We start from the raw sequence: 23,340 nt of genomic DNA, 5'->3' as shown, positions 1-23,340 counted from the left end.
GGGCTCGATAGACCGTATCGTCCGACACCGAGATGCCGAACTCCTCGTGCAGCCGCATGATCAGGTCACAGGCCCGCCAGCGCACCATGCCATGGATGGCCGGGATCGGTCCTTCGTCCACGATCCGCGCCAGAAACGCCCAGTGCCCGTTGTTGAGCTTCGCCGGCGCACCTGGCGCGGGAATATTGATCAGACCATCAGGTCCTTGCTCGTTGAACCGGATCACCCAGTCGCGAAGCGTCTGCCGGTCCATCCCGCCGACCTTGGCGGCCTCCGCCCGCGATGCGCCATCGATCACTGCTGCGATCGCCAGAAGGCGCCGCACCTGGTCGCTGTCCTTCGCCCGCCGTGCCAGCCGTCGCACCTCAACCGCCGTAAAATCCGTTCGAACCGCAATCGGCTGGCCCATGGCAACCCCCTCCAGTTGCCATGTTGAATCATCGATCCTCTGATTTGGAAATCCCCGCCGAGAGTCAGCCCCTCAGCGGATTGGTATTATATGAGGCGCCGCGAACAGCGGCCATGATGGCGCCCTCCGGAGATTGACTGCGATGCTATCAAAATTGAATATTTGATAGCATCCTTCAAGAGTGATTGCGGCGCTCACGGCTGCTCGGCGACCTCAGTGACATCAGGCCGCATTTTGGCTAGCAGCGCGAAGTTCAGTTCGAGTTCGGCTTCGTACCGGACCTTGCGGCCATCGAAGAAATCCCAGCCATGTACCGAGATCGCCGAGTGCGGCGAGATCGGGCGGCTGCTCATGCTCGGCAGCGTGTCCGGAATGAATTCGAGGCAGGGCTGCGGTGCCCGCAGCGACGGGTCGGGCGTCAGGTATTCCTTCAGCGTCATCATCGTCATTAATCGCCTGTCGGTTGTGACCAGCAGGAATTGCGGAATGGTTAGCTCGAGGGCCTTGGCCGCCTTGAGGTTGACGACCTGTTTCAGTCGGGTCCGCTGCTCAAGGCCGTGCTTACGCAACCTCGATAACCGCCTCAATTTCGACGGTAATGTTGAAGGGCAACGAACCCATTCCGACGGCGCAGCGGGCGTGCCGTCCACGGTCGCCGAAAACTTGGACAAAAAGGTCTGAGCAGCCGTTGATGACCTTCGGGTGATCCGTGAAATTCGGCGCGGCATTCACCATCCCGAACACGCGCCCGACGCGAACGACCTTGTCAAGACTTCCTAATTCTTGCCGCATCGCCGCGAGAAGCCCCATACCGACGAGTCTTGCGTGTTGGTAGGCTTCATCAACGGTGACGTCACTTCCGACCTTCCCTGTGAACGGCTTTCCGTCCGGCTTGATTGGCCCTTGTCCCGCCAGGAAGACCACATTCCCCAACCGCGCCGCTTCAACATAGTTTGCGACGGGTGCTGGGACTTTTGGCAGCTCGATCCCCAATTCACGCAGCCTGGCTTCTGCAGAACCCCCGGCAGGCTGCTGCGCGGAAGCACTGGTGTTAGACATAAGCGACGCCACTGCGAAGCCAGCGGCGAATACGGCCCGGCGATCGATGCTTTCCATGGCTGTTCCCTTTTTGAAGTATTGCAGGACTGTCCGACTCAGTTTCTCGCGGACAATCTTTTTGCCGAGCAGCGGGATACGATCATCGCGCTTTGACCCACGACATAGCTGGCTTTCATTCAAAGCCATGGCTGAATGCAAGCTGAGGTGCGCCAGCTGATCGGCAGATGCGCCTTCAGCACGACGCCTACACGCCTGCTACCACCGAGCGCATAGTTCCCGTCTCTCTGAATAGTGAGTACTTCTGGCCACCGGCAAGGTTCAACTCGGGGCGCTGCAGGAGTTCCGCTGCATCGCGGATTTCGATCCGGCGGATGTCGGCCCCGGGGTCAGACCTGGCCCGCAGCCACCGTTTGCGATGGGATCTCCTCGCCCCAGAAGCGGGCCTTAGCCCCTCGGCATATTGGGTCGATTGTGAGGCCCCGGAATTTTGTATTCCTCCGACTCGAATAAGAAAAAACCCCGCCGTCGCCGGCGGGGTTTTTGTTTTTCGAATTGCCGAGCAGACGGTATTCGTTGGGGGCGCTACGGAGCAACGTCACTGCCGTTCTCAGGTTCAAACGACCCTTGACCCATCTGCGGCCTCGACCAGGAGCTATGGGCGAAAGTTGGTGACGGCATGAAGGGGTGAGGCGGCGTATCGTGGGGGTGTTCGAAGCCTCCCACTTCTCCACCGAAAGAGTGATACGCCGTGACCGACACTAACGTTTTCCAACTGGCCCAGCCAGGAACTTTTGCCGATCCGCTGACCGAGGTACTGCGCAACGGCGCGCGAGCGTTGCCGACGCAGGCGGTCGAGGCCGAGGTTGCGGCCTTGCTCAGTACGCATGCCGACAAGCTGACCGAGGATGGCCGGGCGCGGCTGGTACGCCACGGGCATCTTCCCGAGCGCCAGATCATGACCGGCATCGGGCCGGTGGCCGTGCGCTGTCCGCGGGTGCGCGACCGCGTCGGCGAAGGTTCGGAGCGCATCCGCTTTTCGTCGGCGATTCTGCCGCCCTATGCACGCCGGTCGAAGAGCCTCGAAGTGCTGATCCCGATCCTCTATCTCAAGGGCGTTTCCACCGGCGACTTCGGGGAGGCGCTGACTGCGCTGCTCGGCAAGGACGCCGGCGGGCTGTCGGCCACGACCGTCGGACGGCTCAAGGACGCCTGGTTGGAAGAACATGCGCGCTGGAGCAAGCGCGATCTGTCAGCAAAGCGCTACGTGTACGTCTGGGTCGACGGCATCCATGTGCAGGCCCGGCTCGAGGACGCCGCGCAGTGCCTGTTGGTCATCCTCGGCGCCACGCCGGAAGGCAAGAAGGAGCTGGTCGGCCTGATCGACGGCGTGCGGGAGAGTGCGCAATCCTGGAGGGAGCTCCTCCTCGACCTGAAGCGGCGCGGACTTGCGACCGCGCCCGAGCTCGCGGTCGCCGATGGCGCGCTCGGCTTCTGGCAGGCGGTCGAGGAAGTATGGCCGCAGACCCGCGGCCAACGTTGCTGGGTGCACAAGACCGCCAATGTGCTGAACAAGTTGCCGAAGAGCCAGCAACCGAAAGCCAAGCGGGCGCTGCAGGAGATCTGGATGACCGAGACCAAGAAGGATGCGCTCGCAGCGTTCGATGTCTTCGTCGATACCTGGGGCGTCAAATATGACAAGGCGGTCGCGTGCCTGGTCAAAGATCGCGATGCGTTGCTGGCCTTCTACGACTTCCGGGCCGAGCATTGGAAGCATCTACGCACGAGCAACGTCATCGAAAGCGCGTTCGCGACGGTTCGTCACCGCACCGTGCGCTCGAAGGGATGCCTCTCCAACAAGACTGCGCTCACCATGATCTTCAAGCTCGCCGAGGCCGCCGAGAAAAGCTGGCGGCGCCTCGACGGCCACAACCAGTTGCCGAAACTCATCCTCGGTGTAAAGTTCACCGACGGACTCGAGGTCGTCAGACCGCAAGTTCAAGCCGCTGCCGCCTGATCCCTTCCGTCACCAAGATTCGGCTATAGCTCCTCGACCAGTCGGTCGTGAGTGTCACCCGCTGACTGATTTGTTGCCACTTACCGTCTGAATAGTCTCGAATCCCTCGAATTGCGGATGCCCAACATAGAGCGGCTTGTTACCGCCAGCTTTCTGATGTGCTGCACGGAACGCTTCTGATTTGGTCCATGCCTCAAAGTCCGCACGGCTCCGCCAGACCGCGTGTGAAGCATATAGCCTGTGATCATCAGCTTCCGGACCCTTGAGAGGGTGAAACTCGACGAAGCCGCGGACCTTCTCGAGTTGACTGTCGCGCGACAACCAAACTTGCTCGAAGGCTTCTTCACAGCCCTTGATGACGTTGAACCGGTTCATGGCGATGAACATTTCATGTCTCCTGATTTCGCGCGTGATCTAGCCGCTTGTCGGTCTAGCGACATCGTCGACTCGCTCCGGCCAAAATGCAACACGGCGCAAGAACGTCAATTGCTTGACCGAATTCAGCTAAGGGAACCACCCGACTCAGGCGTACCATGCTTGGCAGACCGAAACGGGGAACTTTCAGATGCCCTATTTTAGTTTTGATCTCGTCATCGGCTCAGAATACAAAAATCAAGGCGGCCTTATCCTGGAAGACCTGGACCTCGCCAGTGATCGAGCCGAGCAGCTTGCGAACGAACTCTGTGTGGTGATGCCGGAGTTGAAGGCCAAGGGATGTGCGGTCCGAGTTACCGACAGCGACAACAAAGAACTCTATCGCACGCCACTCGATCCGATCCCTGCGTGGAAGAGACCTCCATTAGTTGCTCCGGGCCAAAGCACGCCGATTGGTGGGCAGGCCTAACGCAGTTGAGATGCGGCCCCTGGACAGAATTGCTCACGTGGAAAACAGAATACGTACGCACTAAGCGCCAGATTGCGCTCCACTGCTAGCCTTCTTCCACCCGGCGCGCGACCACGGCATTCGCCTCTCGGATCGCGCGGCCTTCGTCGCCAGTCCGTTCCAAGCATTCGTTGGCGACTTTTGCCCAAAGCTCCTTTAGGTCCCACGATGTAGCCTTATGAGTGTGCCTTTCGGCATCATTTGGTGTCCACGGCATCTGATCAAACTCCCAAAAATGGCTGCTGTTTCAGACTGCAAGCGAGTTCGATTGGACCGCCGTGCTCGCAGCAAGCACTCCAAGTGTGGCCCGAACGGTCACTTGCAGCAAGGCGGTGTCAGCGAGGTTTCATCGTAAGGACGGTTGTAAGGTCGCTTTCGTCGGGGGACACGTGTGTGACCTGCCAGAAACGGGCGGCTGTGGAATTGCAGATTGAGGGTTCCACTTGCCAAATTCGGTATCAGCAAGCCAACCGGCGCACCGCGCCTAAGGCCGATCACTACTCCCTGTTGGCGAACTCCGATTTCTGTCGAAAGCAAAACGCTCTGCTGGCTGTGAACTTTCAAGGTTGGCAAATAACCCTTCACGCCTTGGCAACCACCAGCGCGTTTCGATTGGCGGATCTGCTGGCTTATCTAAACATTCTTCAGCGTCATCACTTTGATCAAAGCAGCCCTCAAGCTCGAACAACGCAAGGCGCTCCCAGTCATCTGCCTGCTGTAGGAGTGAGATTTTCTGAACCGGACGAAATGCCGCCGCCTGACGACACAAAGAGGCGTTGGCACGATACCGCCGCACGGTTTCCAAAACAGCTTCCCAAGTCACAAGAGCATCTCCGTCATTCTAGGCGGCACTCTGTGACGCCCACTTTTCCAAATCGTTAGCGTGGTTGGCAGAGACCAGAAATGGTTTCTGACTTGTTGTGACGCTACCGCTGGCAAAGGGCAACCGAGAGAGCGCACCACGAGCCCGAACCAAAAGCGTCGAAGGCATGGGCGATCAAGATGCCAATGCTCAAAAGAATGAAAGCCCCTGCAACGGCCGAACCCATACGTCCCACCTTTTCGCTCGGCTGAGTTAAACGGCTGGTGTCCGTACACACTCAAGACAATTCGAGAGGACGGGCTTTGTTGCGAGCGGGGTGATGAGAATGAGCCACAGCGCCTTGGTGGCAACATCAGGAACAGCGGGGCCGTTCGTACAGCGACAGCCAAATCAAAGCCGCACTAACCTACTTGAGGCCCCGGCGGCTTTGCGCGCCCTCGGCAGCTAGGTGGGCACGACCCTTCAGGACACGCCTAATGGCGACGGGGCTCCTTCTGCTTCGCCGCTGGAGTCGCGACACGCCCCTTTCCACCACAGACCCTGCACGACGGCGGATAAATCCTCCGACCTGGCCGGCAGGTTGAATCACGGGCGTGAACCCCGTGCCGTTACAAGCGTCGCACCTTACTTCGGCGGGAGCTGTTTTCTTTCTAACCATGTAGCCGGCCCGAATTGATAGAAATTCAGCAAACCACTACAGAAGCCATGGATTTCGTCAAATTGGAATGGAAGTTAACCTGTAAAGTAAAGCTTACTTGGGCGTTCCTTCATCGTCGTGGCCTGGATCGGCTCGTGCCGACCGAAGCATCGCCAAATACCAGGGTATCCTCAGCGTCGCGCGCGGCACTGTAGTGGGTTTTCCCCAAACTCGTGGTGGGCTCGGACGCCGGTCGGAGCGGGCGAGCGCGCAAGGTGAAAAGGTAGCACTCGCAGCCGCAAGCTGGAAGATCATTACGTGCCATCGCTTGCTGCTGCGATGTTGACCTTTGTTCTGCACAGCACGACGCTTTTGGAAGTAGCCATGGTAGTTGTCGCAGTTTAGTCGCCCGATCTGTGATTTTCTTGAAATTGCACAGCGACGTGGTCCGGGGCGAATGAATTGGTAGGTGGTTCGCGGAAAATGAGCGCGGTTCATCACGCAAGCCGTTAGCTGCTCCGGCCCCAAGCAGACGATTGTGCGTTTCGGCACCTTTCCAAACTTATGGCGGAGCTAGGCTGAACCGCGGTCCGCATTCGCGACTTCACACGTGGCGGGTACAAGGAGCAGGTCCGCGGGTACGTCCGGCTTGCTTCCGCCGTTCGGTAGTCCGCGACTTACCGCGACGGTAACCTGTGATCGCGTCGGCAATATACGAATTCGTAAGGTATAGCCGTGCCCACTCAAGTTCCGCCGCGCCCTTCAGTCCTCGCGAGATGTCGCTAGCCGGCGGCAACAGAGTCGTTCAGCACCGGCGGAGGCGCCATTGAAAAATGATCCCGAGCGTCTCGTCTTAAAAGGCCCAGCGGCGGTAGAGCAACAACTCCTCGCAGCGCGACCCATCGTCCAAAAAGCATTAAAGGGCGCTAAAAACGACCACGGGCGTGACGAGCTCAAACACCTTCTTTCTTCGATAAACCGTCACCTTCGTGAAATACGAAGAAGAAAGCCACGGCCCGTCATCTACTATGAGATCGATGACCTAACTGATCGCGAGCGCATTATGGCTCGAATCGCGAAGAGGATCAGTCGCGGCCGTGAGGTCGTTTATCATGGTACGCGCCAGCTCCCGGCAGTATTGAAAACGGGAAAGCTCATACCACCGCTGTGGGGTGAGCGCGCAGTCTTCTTCTCCCGGTCTGCCGAGGTGGCCGCCTACTTTGCATGCTTGCTGGGCCACGCGAGTGAGAGACGATCACCCGGCATACTTGTGCTCGACAAAAGATCGCTTGGTCATTGCTACCGGATCGAACCCAATCGCTACGACCAGTTCAGCCAACGTAACGAACGCGAGGAAGCTATTTGGGATCGCGTAGTAAATTTCCGTAGGCACCTGATTGGAGTCGTGACCGAAGCACAGGCTGCCGCGGTACTAGGACCGCCAAAGCACACTCACCTGCCGCCGGGATTTGCACATTGGCCCACGGCAAAGCGCCACAAATTCCAAGACAGACGACACGCGGCTGGATTCCGCCTCGTTAAGAAGGGTAGAGCTCGAGTGCGCGCACTTATAGTCAAAGGGCGTGAAGCTGACGCGAACCTATGTAAAGCCGCCGGGTCAAAGGTAAAGCGGTGAGAAGGCGATCGGGCCGAGGATCCGGAAACCGCGGTCGCTCGCATCATTGAGCTGGTCAAGACACGCATCCCCAAGCGCTTCGGTCTCGATCCCATTCGCGACATCCAGATTCTATGCCCGATGAACCGGGGCGGTGTGGGCGCCCGTTCCTTGAACATCGAACTGCAGGCCGCGCTCAATCCAGCCGGCGAACGCAAGGTCGAAAGGTTCAGCTGGACCTTCGGCTACCGCCTCAGCGGTCTCTCGCTCATGCTACCATTATCGGCATCATCCTCGTTGTCCATCTGACACCCCAATCGAAACCAGGACATTGGCAACTCAAAACTAAATTAGTAGGGGCTTTGTCGAGGCTGTCTCTTGCTTAGCGATCTTTCGAACCAAATAACAGCCGCCTCGCCCTCCATGTAAATCACTTCATCGACAGTTCGGCTGTGGCGAATGGCATTGCGAAGGTCGGCCAATTTGCCGAAGCGGGACTGCAGCAACTCTTTCGTTCCAAATGAATCCTCAAATGAACCCCATAGAGCTTTGCCAAGTATCGCGTCCTGCAGCTCTCGCAAATCGCAGAATTCGAGTCGAGCTTCAAGACGTTTGTACCGCTCGTGATCTGCTGAAGGATCCTTCTTAATCGTACTACGCATCCTCTCTTCGATCTTTTGCGTCACGTGCGACGGAAGTTTGTTGGTCTCACCCTGAAGCGCACCCGCGATACACGTTCGAAGAGAAAGCTCCACAGATTCGATGCGCAAATCCATTCGTGCCACCTCGGCAGAACGAAAACTCTGGCGCGCGAACCGACGCTCAGCTTGCAGAAGGCGCGAAATGGCTCTCTCCGATTCTGAGGGGCGAAGAACGTACAAAGGCAGCCGCTGCTCGTTATCTCTTGGGAACAATTCCATCGAAAACTCGCAACGCTTTAGAAATGCTTCGCCGGCTTTCGACTGCGCGAATGCAGTGAATGTCCTAGAGCTGGCAGGCGAGTAGTTGCGGTCCAGAAACTCCTTCATTTTTAGAATGAGCACCTCACGCGCGACGATCGGCGACAGGCTTTTTTGCCTCGAGTTCACCAAAATGGTGGCAAGGTGAAGGTGTGTGGCAGAGCTGGACGAGCTAAACGGCTCTATATGTTCCAAGCAGAGCGACCGCTCACTTAAGCTTCCATTTATTATCTTCTCCCCCGCCCCCGTTGTGAGCGGAAAAATGTCAAAAAACCCAATGAGAGTGCCGCTGTCGTCTACTATGCTTGTGAACACGAGACGATTGTGCTTGCGCCAGGCGCGATATTCCTCGTACGAGATCGCTCTCTTGTCGAGCTCCTTTCGGACAATCTTATTCGCGTACTTCGCTAACGCTTCATCGTTGGTCGGTCCCTCGCGAGTACTGGCTAGTGCCGCCTCGATGGCAATTACTAGGGATTCTCCCGTGAAACCGCGTTTCCATCGGAACATGCTTGCTCCCCTGACTCAGGCACTCCGCAACTAAGATTTCACCTTATAAGATCGCATATCATGTATTTGGCTGTCTCTCCGTACGACTGAAGTTTCGCGCTCAATGTTGTATCCGGAGGTACCACTCGAAACCCGAACCGAGACCAGAGCGGATCCGTGTCGTAAACCGAGACCAGCGCGAGAGAGCCAATATTCATGGCCTTAGCCAACTGAGCAATTACTTCAATGTACATCCCCACCGCTAGCTTACCGCGAAATTCCGGCAACACCACCACGTCGTGCACATAGATGCAGTCGGGATTTGGTGGCAGATTCTCTAAAAACGTGTCCAACGGTGGAATTTGGTGTAATTTCCAGGGGTGGGAAATTCCGTACCCGACGATTTCATCCCCGGCGAGCAGGACCAAACAGGCTTCTGGGCACAAGCGGACTTTTTCCTCGAACACCTCTGGGCGCTCAGGAAGCCCAGTGTGAATCCGATCAGCGATTTCGTTGATTCTCTGCAAGTCAGATGAGTTCGCTTTGCGCCAATGCAATTCCATGACCAGATCTCAAGTTAGTTAGCCGCCACAGTTTTACCCGAGCTAACGGGCGCTGTCTCGTCCTTCGGACTTCCCTTCGGCCCGAGCAATTCGCGCGTTTTGCCCCAGAGTCAGCTTGAGCCTCGACGCGATGACAGTCACCTGCCTTTTCTTGCTCGCCCTACTGAGACCTCGACTATCGTATCGACAATTCGATTTGGGTCTTGCGTTTAAGAACCAGCCTACCAGGATTCATGGAAATCGGCGCAACACTGGCGGTCGTTACTATCGAGATGAATATTTTGAAGGAGACACAGAAATCAGATCAGCCCCAGCCTCTGAGCCAGATCGAAGAAAGAGCCGTTACAAGTCCTCACTCTATCCGGAACGACAGTTGATCCATGTCATCGCTAGGAAGCAATACGCGGGCCCCGTGGCGGATCGGGCGCACAAGCGTATGAGCCAATAACCTTTGCCCTGTATCGATTCGCTCCATACGCGACGAAGCCCAACGTTCAAACCAATGTCGCGCGATCCTCGCGGTGCTCGCTTGTGCCTCATCAAGCGAGAAGAGGTAATGGGGCATGTCATCTAATCGAAGGAGATACCTGGCACTGTTTGAGACCAATGCAGCGCCATAGACCACTTTTTCTATGCCGTGCTGGAGCATTTCATCTGAACTCATGCCGAGAGCATCCAGGCCATCACGGAGCGAGCGAAGCTTCGGACTGGTACCCTCACCAAACACGTTGTTAACCCGGCGTCCGTTCGTTGTGCTCGACAGATACTTCTCGATCGCGGCTTTCGTGTCGCGCCCGAACTGAAACGTACCGACACCCGACGTGCGGTTACGTTCATAGCTCGTGAGATATCGATAACGAACAGAGTCACCTTCCGAGCCCCCAACGACCCCGCAGGGATACGATGTTCGGTCATATTGGTTTGGACGCTCGCCATAGAGGCTTGTGGTTCCGATGAACACCAGATTCGCAGGGCGCACGATCGCACGGCCGGCCATTGAGGAAGCGATGATGCTTGGAAGCGACTGATACCGCCGTCTGTACTCAAGAACGACTTCGGGGCTCGCGGCCAACATCGCCACTAGCTTGCCGCCGAGAAGCGCGTTGTAGGGTGGCACCGCGCCACACACCGTTAGGTCAGCAATTTCCGTCCCAACGGTCATCGAGCGGGCAAGGCGCACAACTTTTGAAAAAGCCGCCCGGCCGGCTCCAGATGCAAGTAGGACCTCGAGTCGTTTGGTGTTGGCCGCGCCATTGAAAGCCGCTTGCAAGGTATTACGAGTATCGAGAAGGGCCGCCAGTTCTCGTGCGCGTTTAGAGGTAAAAAGCAACGAGCGCGCGTATCTTTGCCAATCTGCTGCCTTTACTCCCAACCCGTCACTCTTCGCCTTGTTGTGCGTCGCTTCCGCGCGCGCGTAGTGTTCGTCGCGCGCTTTCGCCGCAAGTTTCTGCAACTTCGCGATAACGGACTGCGGGATGTGCTTCGGAAGTTTCGCAGGCAAGATACCCTTTTCGAGGAAGTCTTGCCGATAGATTGCCTTCAGGGCCTTGTCGATCGTTGCGAGTGCCCAATCAGCATATTCCGGATTGGGATTCTGTTGGCAGTCGGCAATAATATCTTCGCCGAGCCACCCAATAAAGCGGTCGCGCGCATCGAGTTGGACAGCAGCGCTGCTTATAGCGCCAATACCCATGACCGGATGATTGGGGGCTGCTCCATCGCGCACGAGGAACAGCATGCTCCGTCCGGGCACGCTCTCATAGGGATTTGTCCAAGTGTGACGAAAGTAGCGCCAAATGTCCTGCAGCGGCAAGCCGGTGATGGCACAATTCGATGTGGACTGAACGAACTGGATATAAGGCCGCACAAGATCGGCAAGTGTCTTCTCTGACGTGCCTGATAGTGCACCGGCGATCTCAAATTGGAGATGTCGACCATCCCGCATTAACGAGAAGATTGAGTAGCGTCCGGTGCTCGTAAGCACGCCGCGCTCCATACGGTTTATGAATTCGCGGGTGGCCGGCTGCCTAAGTTGAGCATCGCGCGCGGCCAGATAACGGCGTCGCTTGTGTGCACGTACTTCCTCGTCGTCGTCGGATGGGCGGTGAGCGATAATTCTCTCATTCCTGCTGATCTTGATGAGCCAGCCTTGGTCAACTAGATCGGCGATAACTGAGGCTGACGCAATGAGACCGAGTTTGTCCTTCTTCTTCAGTTTCTGGACATCAGCAATCAAGCGGCCTCGCGCGCGCAGCCGCTGCGACTTAACTTCCTCAGGGTCCCCATCCGCGGCAGACAGGTCGGCTACAAACCGCGCAAGCAGTCGCTTAGAAGCCGTCGTCGTGACCGCCGTAGGTGTAATGTCAATCGCGCTCACTTCCGTCCTATGAACGCAGGAGAGCGTCCAGCACCTCACTCCATTCCTTCCGGAATTTAGCGAGAGTTTTTCGTTCGTCCTTGTTGCTGAAAAGCGCTTCGGCACGTGTCGCGGCCAAAAGCATGAGGTTGATCACGTGCGATGCTTTGCTCGAATCCGACCCGCTCTGAGCGACGAGCGATTCATAGAAGTTCCTGAAGAAGAGGTGATTAGAGTTTAGAACCGCGACGAGAACGCCGTCTGCGACCAACGGCTTAAAGAACGGTCCAGCGTCCTGCTCATCTTGGACTAGAAGATATTTCGTATTGGGGCTTTTCTCCATCAACGCCTCTTTCACTCGCGCATGACGGTCTGCAAGGTCGGAGAGCGCTTTTGTGTCGGCAACGTGCCCTTTCGATTTTGGAATCGGACGCAGGCGATCATGTCGCTTGGTCGCCAATTTTTCCGCTTCGATACCAGTCTTCTCGGTCTTTAGATTCAGATACTTTTGCCGCACTCGCGAATTGAGCGCCTTGGCGGTGTCCTCGACGATCGGCTGAAGCGCCTCAATTAGATATTCCTTCGCTCGAATCTGCTGTTTCGTGTGAGTGATGCCGAATGCGTCATCCAGATCAGGATCGAATCTGATTTCGCAGCGCCACCAATCATCATAGTTCTCTCGGCGCTTGGCTCCCATAAAAAACCAGCCGAAATCGACTTCACGTTTGCCGCGCACGATCGACACACCGGCGCCGTTCGCGATACCGCGAGCACGCTTTTCGTCATTCGAGAGTTCGTGCCACTCGGCGACTGGCAACTCGGTGAAGAGCACCTCAACTTCGCCTGCAGCGGCTGATGGATTTTCAGGGTCCGTTGCGACCTCGACCGTGATTACATCTTGAAATTTCTTGGCGCCGCCGTCTTCAAAGGAGGTCTGGAGGAATATCGGGTCGACGGGTTCAATTGCCTTGCCGTTCAACGCGATCACCGTCCCGGCCCATAGGAAGTGACGGAAGATACGTCCCAAGCCCGTATGCAAACGCTTTTCGACCGTGGAAACTCGGCGATGGTCGAGGCGATCGCAACGGCTCCAGACTACAAGCGTGCCGGACTTCTTGGCCTTGACGTGGCTTGGAAGCGATTGACGTATGGGCTTCGGAATAGCCGACAGGGAGCCGGCGACGATCTGATCAACGTCGAGATAACTGGTGATCGGCGCCTCGCCCTGCTGCCACGTGTACACTTCCACACGTCGGGCTTGGCTAAGCGAGGCGTTCGGCAATCCCATGCCGAATCGGCCCAGTCCTTTGCGGCTGTTGAATCTTGTCGTCCCTCCGAAGCGCAACGCTTCCGTCAGTGTCTCGGCGTCCATACCGGTGCCGTCATCCAGAACCGAGACCTCGAAGTCATCCCCGTTTGCCGACTTCCGGACACGGATATCGATACGCCGGGCGGATGCTTCCAGCGCGTTGTCGACTAGTTCGGCGATGGCGCTGACGGTGCCCTTGTACCCGGAGTCCCGCGTTGACTGAATGAAGCGATCCAGGGCGATGATCGAGGTGTCGGGCTCCAAACCGGCCCCTCTTCGGATTGCGGTAACTTTCGACATCTCTCTTATCTCTGTTCCACACTGCCGGTGACTTCGCCGCTAACCGATAAAGCAATCCGACGGGTCCGTCAGCTCCTTTTAACAATGCCGCCCCCCTGAGAAGCAACGATCCACTGAAAACGCCCCATCTAGGGCGGGCCGAAGGAGGGACGCACAATCTGAACTGACGGGACGGGACTTGGGAGATGCCAAAGATCTTCGGCCGGACGGGGCCGGCGATCCGCGCGGCGGGTTCTAGACCAACTCAATAGGAAGCTATCCTATGTGCCGGCGCTACCTTAGTCGGAAACTGCAAGAATCGGCTTGTGGGACCAGTATTGGTTGCGCTATTTGCCATAACTCGCCTGTGGATAATCAAACGGATTCACACGCGGCAAAAAGGGGACGTTGGCGGGGGAATATCTTGAACGAGCACATGCCGCGACCGCTCCATGCGGCCGCCGGTTAGCGCAATGGTCGTCGGTTCAGCCGCGACCCTTGATGATTGGCAGAAGCGTCTTGAGGCACACTTCGCGGCCCTCGCCAAAGCGCGGCGCGCGAAGGGCCTACCTGTTTTTGCGATTGAACATGGTCTGGGTTCCGACGAACGGAGTAGCCTCGGTAAACTGCTCAATCGGTCGCTTGGCGGTCGCGAGCAGCCAGGACGATTTTGGCTTGTCTGGGTCGTCTACGCTGCCGAGCAAGGCTACGAATATGACGGCGACGAATACTGGACGACTTTTGAGCGGCGAACACCAGAATGGCGAGATCACGTTGATCGGCGCACGCTCCGGCTCTGGTTCAGGCGGTTCCACGAAAAGTATGCTGGTCTAAAGCCCACAGGGCCTTGGGCAGAGTGGTTCTCCATCATCGCGTGGCCTATCAGTCACGCTCTTCTGCCGCGCGATCTGCAATCTCAACTGGCTCGCGCGTTGTATCAGTGGCGTTATCAACTCGCCAAAATGCTGGGGGGCGATCCGGCAAAGATCGGTCGTTTCTTGGCGAGCACGTCTGGAGATGCCCCATCGCGCTTTCGGAATTTTCTCGAGCAGGAGGAGATTGCGGGCCGGATCGTGATGGCGCTCCTCGGCGGTCAAACCGAGGCGGTCGCGCAGTTCATTCTTCCAATCACCTTGGAGCGTATCGTTGAAGATCTTCAGAAAGCGGGCGCCGCGAGGGCTTGGCTTCGAGACGCGCGCCAAACCGTCGAACGGCTCCAATTCAAGGGAACCACGCGCCATCTACCGGACGGTATTGGCAGAAGCACGGTCCCTCGGGTCGGCGAGAGCGCTTCCCACCCGTACATCAGACCTGCCCTGACATTACGACGCACGGCGCCTGGAGAATGGAAGGTATGGGCTGAGTTACCCACGCTACGACCGATCGCGGACCTTTCCCTTGACCTCAGTGCCTATCTGCGACGCGCACGTTGTAGCGTCCTCGGCTCACCGGGTCAGTTACCCCCAGGCTGGCTTATGTTGGGGGACCAGCGTCGGGTTCTAGCGGCGTGGCCCCCTTCACACCAGCCGCTCGTACAGTTCACCGATCCACCGCCTATCCTCGCGCAATTGCTAACCGCGGACGGATGCATCACGAACGGTCCTATTTGGCTGTTTCGCGTTGCAGCGGATGGTCTGGCCCACGAAATCATTGGCCGCATGGTGCGGCCTGGTGAAAGCTATGTGCTTGTTTCAAACGCTCCCATCGCGATGGGTCCGATTGGGACGTCTGTGACGGTCCTAGCCACAGGTGTGACAGCTATTGGGTTTGAACTACCTCAGCACCTTTCGGAAGATGCCATGACTGCTTTGCGTGCCCTCGGACTGGGTGTTGGGCAATCAATCCGGATCGCGCCGGCCGGGTTGGAAGCAAGGCGCTGGGATGGGGAAGGTTTTGCCGAGTGGATGGAAGGTGAAAGTCCCTGTCTCTCCCTCGAGGCCGACCATTCGATCGAAAGCTATAGAGTTCGGCTTGATGGAGGCTTCCCGCTTGAGGTCCTGGGGAATGAGGGATCGCCTGTCTTCCTGAAACTCACGGACTTGGATGTCGGACGGCACACTGTTTCCGTAGAAGCGCGATCGCGGATCGGCGACGCCACAAAGACAGCGACCGGCTACATAGCACTTACGATTCGTCCACCTCAGCCCTGGATCGCCGGCACCACCAGCCACAGCGGCTTGGCGATCACCGCTGATCCGGCTGAGCCGAGCCTCGACCAATTCTGGGAGGGCGAGGTGAGCATCCAGGCCCTCGGTCCCGCTCAGCAGCAAGTGCGGATCTGCGTCGAACTACTGAATGCTGCTGGCGACGTTTTGGCAATCGAACAGGTCGCAACGCTTTCGCTACCTGTGACGTCAGATACCTGGTTCCGCGCCTTGGCCGCGTTCCTAAAAAAGGAGTCAGACCCATGGGCGTATCTTAGCGCAGCGTCGGGCAGGCTCGTGATCGATGGTGAAACGAGCGGTTCTTGGCGACTGCCGCTTCAGCGGGACGTAGCGCCCTTGCGATGGGTCTGGCATCGGGGCGTCAATCGCACAGCGCTCCGCTTGATCGACGATCATGGCGGCGACGACCCGGTTCTTGCGCAGTTTTTTTCGTTTGCGCAGCCTGCCAACCCCAGGATTCTTGACTCAAAGGAACTGGAAGCTGATTTCTGTCCCACTGGGCAAGGAGGCCTCTGTGTCGCCTCTTATGGTGACAGGTGCGAAGCGCTGGTGGTCAGCATGCCTCAGACCCTTGATAGCTTGTCTGGACTTGTGATCGAGCCGGAAATTGCTCTGGGCACGGGTGCCGAAGATCCGATCAGGCATTTATGCAGGATGATGGAGCTATGGAAGCGCGCAAAGCTTGTCGGCCCGCTTGTGTCGCCGCGCCGACTTTCGGTGATAAATGCGTTTCAACGCGCGTTGGCAGCGTTGGTCTTAGGCTCGGACTGGGCTGCCGCCGAAGCCCATTACTCGCGTTCGCAGAAGGGCTGGGAGGACCTAAAAGAGCTTACGGCGCAAACTGGTGCCAAAACGGCCTTTAACTTCGTAATCGCGCGGGACATAGAGAAGTTTCGTTCGATGCAAATTGCCAAGCGAGTTGCTGAGTTTGAAGCGCTCGCTCGGCGCTACGACGGTAGAGTTCCTAAAGGCGCCGGGGCGGCCTCTCTTGCGCTGGTACGGTGGCTCGAACAGGCGGGGCCTTGGAACGACGCACTTGCGGCCCACCTCAGCACAGTGCAAAGCGTGCCCTTTGTGCTTCGCGCGGCGCGAGTACTTGCCACCGCGGTACCCGCGGCGCCGCCAGCCAGCTTGGTGGAGCATGGCCGTCGATGATCACCGTGGTCTCGCCAGCCCTTGTTGTGGAGACCGCTCGGCAAGCACTGCGCCTGCCAGTGGGCGCCCATGCGGATGATGCGTATTGGATTGCCACCCTGCGCCGATTGGCGGGGTGTCACTGTCCGTGCTCGCCGCGAACATTGATCGCGTCCGCTATCGAGAGTCATCGGAACCTTGTTGCTGTTGATGACACTTTGATAGAGCATATCGAGCGTCTGATTGATTCTCTCCTTGCGGCGGGAGACCTTCTGGAACTGAGCGACGTTACGACGCTTGACGAGACCGTTAAGGCAACTTGGCTTTTTGCCGCTCCGCCAACTTTCATCGTCCATCCGTCAGGGACGGCCTTTCTTGCAGGTCTTGCGAGCGGCGATCCACTGCCGCTCCCCGCGGAACTATTGGAGCGAGTGAAGACGCGTGGGGCAATACGGACGATCGCCCCGATCGAAGGCGAAGATCTTTCCTTGCTGCTAAACCGCATCGGGTTTCGTCAGCTATCGATCGAAACTTGGCTCAAGCATCCCAAGAAGGAAGACGCGGCTGCTCACATCGCGAGCATGGATGCGAGGCTTGTGCAGCGATCGCCGATTGCCGATGCGACGGATATGCGTCTCCTCGACTGGACGCTGGACAAGCGCCGCTACCGTGACCGCTGGTGCGCCCCTCTGCGGCAAACAGGTTCCTTCATCATTCGTCGACCGCAAGCTTACGGCGCCGACCTGTGGGGCTACGGCCGGTTTAACCTTGGTCAACTCGAGGCGCTGATCGACTTGCCGCTTCCAGGGAGTCGCTGGCGGGGTTGTGATAGCGCGTGGCGACTCCAACTGGCGCTGGACGCACGCGCGGGCCGGCCGCAGCGCTATCGTACCCATTCAACCGACGAGTTCACGCATTTCGACTTCTTCTTCCCATTGCCGAGTTGGGCTCGGCGACGCCTCAGCGTTGTAGGCGAAGAGCTAAGCCCGGAGAGTTGCCTGATGTCGTTTCGCGTGCCCGTGAATGAAGCTGATGCAGAACAGGCATTTTTGCGCGATTATCTTTTTTCGACAGCGAATCTATCGGGACAGGACGCAAATGACGCGGACCATTCAAGAGACGATCGATGAACTACATACGTCGCTTAAGGACTACATCGAGGCGACGTACCACATCGGCGACCCCGCTCTCATCGAGCAGCGCCGGACATTGCTCGATCGTCCAGGTGTCACTCATCAGATTCCTTATATAGAATCGACGCCCAAATATAAGGTTGGACAACGGTTCGGAGATATGAAGGGCCTGCCGCCAGCGGCGCTGGCTGTCTACTCTGCGCTGTCCAAACGCGACGGCCACAATGCGCGCCTTCTCTTCGATCCGCCATATCGCCATCAGAGTGATGCCGTCCATCATGCGCTGATTGACCACAGCAACTTGGTAATTATGACGGGTACCGGTTCGGGTAAGACAGAGTCTTTCCTGCTGCCGATCCTTGGCAAATTTGCCCGTGAAGCGGCGGAGCACCCGAAGGCCTTCGGCGATCAACATGGCGTTCGCGCCCTGCTGCTTTATCCGATGAACGCTCTTGTGAATGACCAATTGGGGCGATTGCGCGCGATTTTCGGCGATCCGCGGCTCGTCAAGATGTTCATTTCGTGGGCGGGTCGTCCCGCTACGTTTGCGCGCTATACTAGCCGTACACCCTACGCCGGTGTCCGTTCAGGAAAGCGCGACAGCAAGAAATTCGCTTCTTTTGAGAGCTTCTATGTCGAGATTGAACGCCAAGCATCAGTGCGACCTTCGGACGACCAGGAGCGCGCAGCAAACTTGCGCCGACAGTTGCAGGAGCGCGGCAAATGGCCCGCCAAACCCGACCTTCAAAAATGGTTCGGCGCCAAGGGCACGGCCTGGGCCGACCGCAAGACCGGTGAACCGCTCCGTGCCGTGACGTTGCCGCATGATAGCGAACTAATTACCCGGCACGAAGCGCAAGCTGCGGCGCCCGATCTTCTCGTCACAAACTATTCGATGCTCGAATACATGCTTATGCGTCCGATAGAACGGACGATATTCGATCAAACTAGCGCCTGGCTCGCTAACAATCCGGATGAGAAATTTACGGTCGTCCTCGACGAAGCGCATCTTTACCGTGGTGCCGCCGGTGCCGAAGTCGGCCTGCTTCTCCGCCGCTTGCGCGCTCGGCTTGGCATTCCTGTGGAACGATTTCAGGTCATCTGTGCGACCGCGAGCTTTTCGGACACTGAGAAAGCCGGCGAGTTCGGCGGGCAATTGTCTGGTGCGCCGTCTGAGACTTTCGTACCAATTACAGGCGACCTCGATTTGCGGTCGCATGCAGCCCCAGGCACCGCCGCAGACGCCGAAGTTCTCGCTGCGATTGATCTGGATCGGTTTTACGCATCTGACGCGACGGAACGCCAAGCAGCCGTCGCTCCGCTCTTGGCACACCGACAGGTTGCGCCGTCGACCGATCTGGAGAAGTCCTTATACGCTTCGCTTGAAGCCTTCGCGCCGTTGGGTCTGCTCGTAAACATGACGATGAAGGCAGCACGCCCTGTGGCAGATCTAGGGGCGGCGCTGTTTCCGGACGCCCCGGATCTCGCAGCCCAAGCGGTGACAACTTTGCTTGCGCTGGGCAGCGTGGCGCGTGAGTCGCCTGAGGCGGCCGGCTTATTGCCATGCCGGATCCACAATTTTTATCGTGGTCTACCCGGACTATGGGTCTGCATGGATCCCAACTGTACCGAACTGGCGCCGGAAGATCGCTCAGGCGTCTGCGGTCGCATGTACAGCCAGCCGCGCGAGATTTGTGGATGCGGTTCGCGGGTATTAGAATTCTACACCTGCCGCAACTGTGGTGCCGCGCATGCACGCGCGCATTCGGATGATGTCGATACGCCCAACGCGCTCTGGCCTGAGCCCGGTCGTCGGCTCAAAATGGCTGGACTGGAGACGACGCCACTGCTCGATCTAGATCTGCTTCTCGCCGAACCACGGCTAACGGATGTCGTGGAAGTTGCTGAGTACGACCTCGAAACCGGTCGGATCAATCCTCCAGTCCCCGGCGCACGCAGTCGGACCGTCTACCTACGCAAGGACCGCACTACCCCTGCGACAGATGAGGACGGCGAAACCGATACCCGCGCGGAGGTTCGCGGGCAATTTACACCCTGTGCGGTGTGCGGAGAGACCGCTGCGTTTGGGCGAACCTCGGTTCAAGACCACCAGACGAAGGGGGATCAACCATTCCAAGCGCTCGTCGCACGTCAGATCCAGGTTCAACCACCAGGACCGCAGGAGGCAACTAGCTTTGCGCCCTTGCGAGGACGCAAGGTGCTAGTTTTTTCTGACTCGCGGCAGGTCGCCGCGCGTCTGGCTCCCAATCTCCAACTTTATTCAGTGCGCGACGCGCTGCGTTCTTTGATCGTCTGGGGATTTGACAAATTTCTCCAGCAGCCGATGGTTGCCTCGATGTTGAACCTAGGCGATCTCTATGTTGCTGTCATCCTCGCCTCAAAGGCGCTGGGCGTACGCCTACGGCCCGAGTTGAAGCCCGGCGAGACCTTCGCCACGGATGCTGAGATTGCCGCAGCCGTGCTCGATGGCGCACTCGAGGATCCCACAAAGATGATGATGCTGTGGGTCAAGCACAGAAGTGATCCGGTGCCTCAGGCGCTGCTCGACGATATCGTAAAGACAGTTCAGGATCGCTACCTCGGCCTCGAAGCTCTGGCACTCGCATCACTTCGCGAGAGCGCGGACAAGGTCGCCGCGGTGCACGCGCTGCCCGTCATCCCAGGGATCGCTGAGACAAACGAGGAGAAGATCGGACTTGCGCGCGCGTGGCTACGTTGTTGGCGATCGAACGGCTTCTGGCTGAACGCCATGCCTCCCACCTGGTACAAGCGTCCGAAAGGACGTGGCACGAGCGTCCGCGCGCAGAAGGGCTCGTTCAGGGCAATGCAGCGTGTGATTCCCGATAGTACTATTCGCAAAGCGTTCGACAAGACGTGGCAACAGCAACTGATGGCCATCTTCTCCGAAGAGATGGAGACCGGCTACAAACGGCTTGCCGGCAAGAATCTTTCTCTTGAACTCCGTGGTCCTTGGGTTCGATGCGGCGATTGCCGTTCCGTTCATCGTCCGATGTCGCGGATAGCGCACTGCCTCGATTGCGCAAGCACCAACATTGCGCCTCTTGATCCAGCTGCTGACCCCGTCTTCACCGCCCGCAAGGGTTACTATCGCAACCCTGTCGTGGCTGCGCTCACCGACCCCGACCGCAAACCGATGGCGCTCATCGCAGCGGAGCACACCGCTCAATTGAACGCGCCGCAAAGCGAGGACGTTTTCTCGCGCGCCGAGGAAAATGAGTTGCTGTTTCAGGACGTCGCACTCGACTGGGGGGCCGCAGCCAAGAGATCAACCGCGATCGACGTGCTCTCGAGCACGACAACAATGGAAGTCGGTATTGATATTGGCGCACTGTCAGGCGTGGCTCTGCGCAATATGCCGCCGGGACGTGCTAATTATCAACAGCGCGCGGGCCGAGCTGGACGTCGAGGTAATGCAGTGGCGACAGTGGTGGCGTTCGGCAGTGCCGACAGTCACGACGAACATTATTTTAGTCAGCCCGACGCCATGATCGCCGGGCCTGTCGTCGATCCAAAGCTGACGCTCGACAATCGCGATATCGTGCAACGACACATCCGGGCGTTCCTGCTGCAAGGCTATCACCAGGACCGGATACCCGGCTTCGACCCAGATGCCGACCCCAGCCTCTTCTCTGTGCTCGGTACAGTTGAGGGGTTCAAGTCTGGGGGCGAAATCCTCAACAGGAGCGATTTCGCCCAATGGCTCAAGGAGCATGAAGCGGAACTGAAGGCGCGCGTTGCGGACTGGATCCCAGACGAATTGCGAGCCGAGGACCGTGAGGCACTGCTGAAAGAAATGGTGCACGACGTTCTCAAGGCAGTCGATGAAGCTTTGAGTTCCAAATCTATCGGTGGCGATAAAATCTTCGAGGAAGATGGGGAAGAGCCGCCCGAGGTTCCTGATGAGGAAGGTGACGAGACGCTGCCCAACAAAGCTCTGACGGGTAAGTTACTCGACCGCTTGCTATACCGCGGCGTGCTCCCGCGTTACGCCTTTCCAACCGACGTCGCGACCTTCAACGTCTTCGATGTCGATCGCTCGACGTCGTTCCGGCCCGTTATGAAATTTGCGCCTTCGCAGTCCTTGCCTGTCGCCCTGTCTCAATACGCACCCGGCAAGACTGTTTGGATTTCCGGCAAATGCTATACTTCCGGCGCAATCTACACGCCGATGGCTGATGACCGCTTCGAAGCTTGGCAAAATAGGCGCCTCTATCGAGAGTGTTCGGAGTGCCATTTCGCCGAAACCGTGCCACTCGACTCGGGGCTAAAGCCTGGTGTCGCGCATGACTGTCATGCTTGCGGGGGCGAAGGCACCTTTGGTCCAACCCATTATTGGATGCGTCCGCCGGGCTTTGCACATCCGGTCTATGAGGAGGAGATGACCTCACCGGACGATATGCCCGAGACTGCCCACGCCACGCGGGCGAAACTGACAATGCCGACGCCAGCCGACGACGAGAAGTGGATATCGATCAACGATCGGCTCCGAGCAATGCCCGACCGTAAGCATCTCCTAGTCTCTAACACGGGGCCCAAGCAAGAGGGTTACAACTACTGCACCAAATGCGGACGGATCGAGGCGTCAGCTGAGACATCGGGAGCGCTCGGAGGTCCCCACCAAAAGCCGTTCCCAGACGAGAAGGAACCGCAGTGTCCGGGGAGCGGCACCACGCGTGGGCTTGTGCTTGGCACGGACTTCATTACCGACATCGCCCTATTCTCCCTCAGGGTCGCTGCACCGCTCAAGCTCAGACCTGGCCTCTACCCCACGGATGTAGCGCTGCGGTCGGTCAGTGAAGCATTGGCGAAGTCTGCATCATCCATGCTCGAAATCGAACCAGGTGAGTTGATGGCCGAGTATCGACCGGCCCTTACTCCTGCCGGAACGAGTGGGCTGGAGGCAGAGATCTTCCTCTATGACACGCTGCCGGGCGGCGCTGGATTCGCCAGTCAAGTCGCGCACCGCGGCAGCGAACTTTTCGAGCGGGCACTGACCCTCATGAAAACTTGTCCTGAGGACTGTGACGCATCCTGTTATCGCTGTCTTAGGAACTTCAAGAACAAATTCGAGCACGGACTCCTCGATCGACACGTTGGTGCTGAATTGCTGGATTATCTCATCAGCGGTGAGATGCAGCCATTCGACGCCCGCCGAATCCGGGCATCGAGCCGCCTCCTTCACCAGGATCTTGAGCGTCAGACGGATGGCGTCACATTCGCTGCAAATGAGGAAGTCAACGTTCCCGGCCTCGGGCCGGTGACGATTCCAATCCTCGCCACACGTGCTGATGGGAAGCGCTTCGCGATCGCTCTCTCAGGGGCGTTGACAGGCGACCATCCGGCTGATCCGGTCATCGCAAATATGCGTGAGAAGTGGGGCGAGATACCCGTCGTTCCCGTAAACGAGTTGCTCGTCCGCGGAAACTTGCCGGCAGCGACTAGGAACGTACAAATCGCGCTCGGCCAATAAA

General features: G+C 58.0%; 15 protein-coding genes. 6 read left to right on the top strand and 9 right to left on the bottom strand.

Features of this window, described 5'->3' with window-relative positions:
• From VFB05_RS19730 to VFB05_RS19720, 3 genes are all read right to left on the bottom strand, one after another.
• Positions 1-409: helix-turn-helix domain-containing protein (locus tag VFB05_RS19730; RefSeq protein WP_325015162.1), on the bottom strand; the 409-nt coding region annotated here is incomplete at its 3' end.
• A gap of 194 nt (positions 410-603) precedes the next feature.
• The gene (locus tag VFB05_RS19725) at positions 604-978 is read right to left on the bottom strand and encodes a hypothetical protein (RefSeq protein WP_325015160.1); all 375 of its coding nucleotides are present in this window, start codon (positions 976-978) and stop codon (positions 604-606) included.
• Entirely contained in the window at positions 971-1,468 is a 498-nt protein-coding gene (locus VFB05_RS19720) for a RidA family protein (RefSeq protein ID WP_325015170.1), read from the bottom strand. Before VFB05_RS19720 ends, VFB05_RS19725 begins: the two co-directional genes overlap by 8 nt.
• Positions 1,469-2,216: 748 nt before the next feature.
• Here VFB05_RS19720 and VFB05_RS19715 point away from each other — a divergent pair.
• Positions 2,217-3,482 carry an IS256 family transposase gene (locus tag VFB05_RS19715; RefSeq protein WP_325015159.1) on the top strand — a complete coding sequence of 422 codons (1,266 nt, stop codon included), beginning with the start codon at positions 2,217-2,219 and terminating at the stop codon, positions 3,480-3,482.
• A gap of 54 nt (positions 3,483-3,536) precedes the next feature.
• Here VFB05_RS19715 and VFB05_RS19710 read toward each other — a convergent pair whose 3' ends face one another.
• Positions 3,537-3,869, bottom strand: coding sequence for an antibiotic biosynthesis monooxygenase (locus tag VFB05_RS19710; protein ID WP_325015157.1), 333 nt, complete (start codon positions 3,867-3,869; stop codon positions 3,537-3,539).
• A gap of 178 nt (positions 3,870-4,047) precedes the next feature.
• Between VFB05_RS19710 and VFB05_RS19705 the strand changes: the two genes are divergently transcribed.
• On the top strand, positions 4,048-4,326 hold the full coding sequence (locus tag VFB05_RS19705; RefSeq protein ID WP_325015155.1) for a hypothetical protein: 279 nt from the start codon (positions 4,048-4,050) through the stop codon (positions 4,324-4,326).
• Between the two features lie 523 nt (positions 4,327-4,849).
• On the opposite strand, the gene VFB05_RS19700 is transcribed toward VFB05_RS19705, so the two are convergent.
• Positions 4,850-5,188: a hypothetical protein gene (locus tag VFB05_RS19700; RefSeq protein WP_325015172.1), complete on the bottom strand. Its 339-nt coding sequence runs from the start codon at positions 5,186-5,188 to the stop codon at positions 4,850-4,852.
• Positions 5,189-7,611: 2,423 nt separating this feature from the next.
• Between VFB05_RS19700 and VFB05_RS32210 the strand changes: the two genes are divergently transcribed.
• Complete coding sequence (locus VFB05_RS32210) at positions 7,612-7,749, top strand: hypothetical protein (RefSeq protein ID WP_414643220.1); 138 nt, start codon at positions 7,612-7,614, stop codon at positions 7,747-7,749.
• Between the two features lie 41 nt (positions 7,750-7,790).
• Here VFB05_RS32210 and VFB05_RS19690 read toward each other — a convergent pair whose 3' ends face one another.
• The 4 genes from VFB05_RS19690 to VFB05_RS19675 form a co-directional block, all read right to left on the bottom strand.
• Positions 7,791-8,909, bottom strand: coding sequence for a hypothetical protein (locus VFB05_RS19690; protein WP_325015153.1), 1,119 nt, complete (start codon positions 8,907-8,909; stop codon positions 7,791-7,793).
• 38 nt (positions 8,910-8,947) lie between these two features.
• A complete protein-coding gene (locus tag VFB05_RS19685) occupies positions 8,948-9,451 on the bottom strand; it encodes a GNAT family N-acetyltransferase (protein ID WP_325015151.1) in 504 nt (167 codons plus the stop codon).
• A 352-nt stretch (positions 9,452-9,803) separates the two neighbouring features.
• A complete protein-coding gene (locus VFB05_RS19680) occupies positions 9,804-11,687 on the bottom strand; it encodes a Druantia anti-phage system protein DruA (RefSeq protein ID WP_325015149.1) in 1,884 nt (627 codons plus the stop codon).
• Between the two features lie 148 nt (positions 11,688-11,835).
• On the bottom strand, positions 11,836-13,416 hold the full coding sequence (locus VFB05_RS19675) for an ATP-binding protein (protein ID WP_325015147.1): 1,581 nt from the start codon (positions 13,414-13,416) through the stop codon (positions 11,836-11,838).
• A gap of 452 nt (positions 13,417-13,868) precedes the next feature.
• Here VFB05_RS19675 and VFB05_RS19670 point away from each other — a divergent pair, with 452 nt between their 5' ends.
• The 3 genes from VFB05_RS19670 to VFB05_RS19660 are packed head-to-tail and all read left to right on the top strand — an operon-like array spanning position 13,869 to position 23,339.
• Positions 13,869-16,715, top strand: coding sequence for a hypothetical protein (locus VFB05_RS19670; RefSeq protein ID WP_325015145.1), 2,847 nt, complete (start codon positions 13,869-13,871; stop codon positions 16,713-16,715).
• On the top strand, positions 16,712-17,824 hold the full coding sequence (locus VFB05_RS19665) for a hypothetical protein (protein ID WP_325015143.1): 1,113 nt from the start codon (positions 16,712-16,714) through the stop codon (positions 17,822-17,824). The genes VFB05_RS19670 and VFB05_RS19665 overlap by 4 nt, the downstream gene beginning before the upstream one ends.
• Positions 17,793-23,339, top strand: a complete 5,547-nt coding sequence (locus VFB05_RS19660; RefSeq protein WP_325015141.1) for a DEAD/DEAH box helicase — start codon at positions 17,793-17,795, stop codon at positions 23,337-23,339. Before VFB05_RS19665 ends, VFB05_RS19660 begins: the two co-directional genes overlap by 32 nt.
• The last annotated feature ends 1 nt before the right edge of the window (position 23,340 follow it).

The organism is Bradyrhizobium sp., from assembly GCF_035652035.1.
GTDB lineage: Bacteria > Pseudomonadota > Alphaproteobacteria > Rhizobiales > Xanthobacteraceae > Bradyrhizobium.
This window is presented reverse-complemented; position numbering and strand designations above follow the sequence as displayed.

Bases quoted from the DNA above. Each gene is read 5' to 3' on its own strand.
- VFB05_RS19675 (WP_325015147.1), bottom strand. From the start codon at position 13,416: ATGTCGAAAGTTACCGCAATCCGAAGAGGGGCCGGTTTGGAGCCCGAC.
- VFB05_RS19705 (WP_325015155.1), top strand. From the start codon at position 4,048: ATGCCCTATTTTAGTTTTGATCTCGTCATCGGCTCAGAATACAAAAAT.
- VFB05_RS19685 (WP_325015151.1), bottom strand. From the start codon at position 9,451: ATGGAATTGCATTGGCGCAAAGCGAACTCATCTGACTTGCAGAGAATC.
- VFB05_RS19665 (WP_325015143.1), top strand. From the start codon at position 16,712: ATGATCACCGTGGTCTCGCCAGCCCTTGTTGTGGAGACCGCTCGGCAA.
- VFB05_RS19670 (WP_325015145.1), top strand. From the start codon at position 13,869: ATGGTCGTCGGTTCAGCCGCGACCCTTGATGATTGGCAGAAGCGTCTT.
- VFB05_RS19660 (WP_325015141.1), top strand. From the start codon at position 17,793: ATGACGCGGACCATTCAAGAGACGATCGATGAACTACATACGTCGCTT.
- VFB05_RS19710 (WP_325015157.1), bottom strand. From the start codon at position 3,869: ATGTTCATCGCCATGAACCGGTTCAACGTCATCAAGGGCTGTGAAGAA.
- VFB05_RS19720 (WP_325015170.1), bottom strand. From the start codon at position 1,468: ATGTCTAACACCAGTGCTTCCGCGCAGCAGCCTGCCGGGGGTTCTGCA.
- VFB05_RS19690 (WP_325015153.1), bottom strand. From the start codon at position 8,909: ATGTTCCGATGGAAACGCGGTTTCACGGGAGAATCCCTAGTAATTGCC.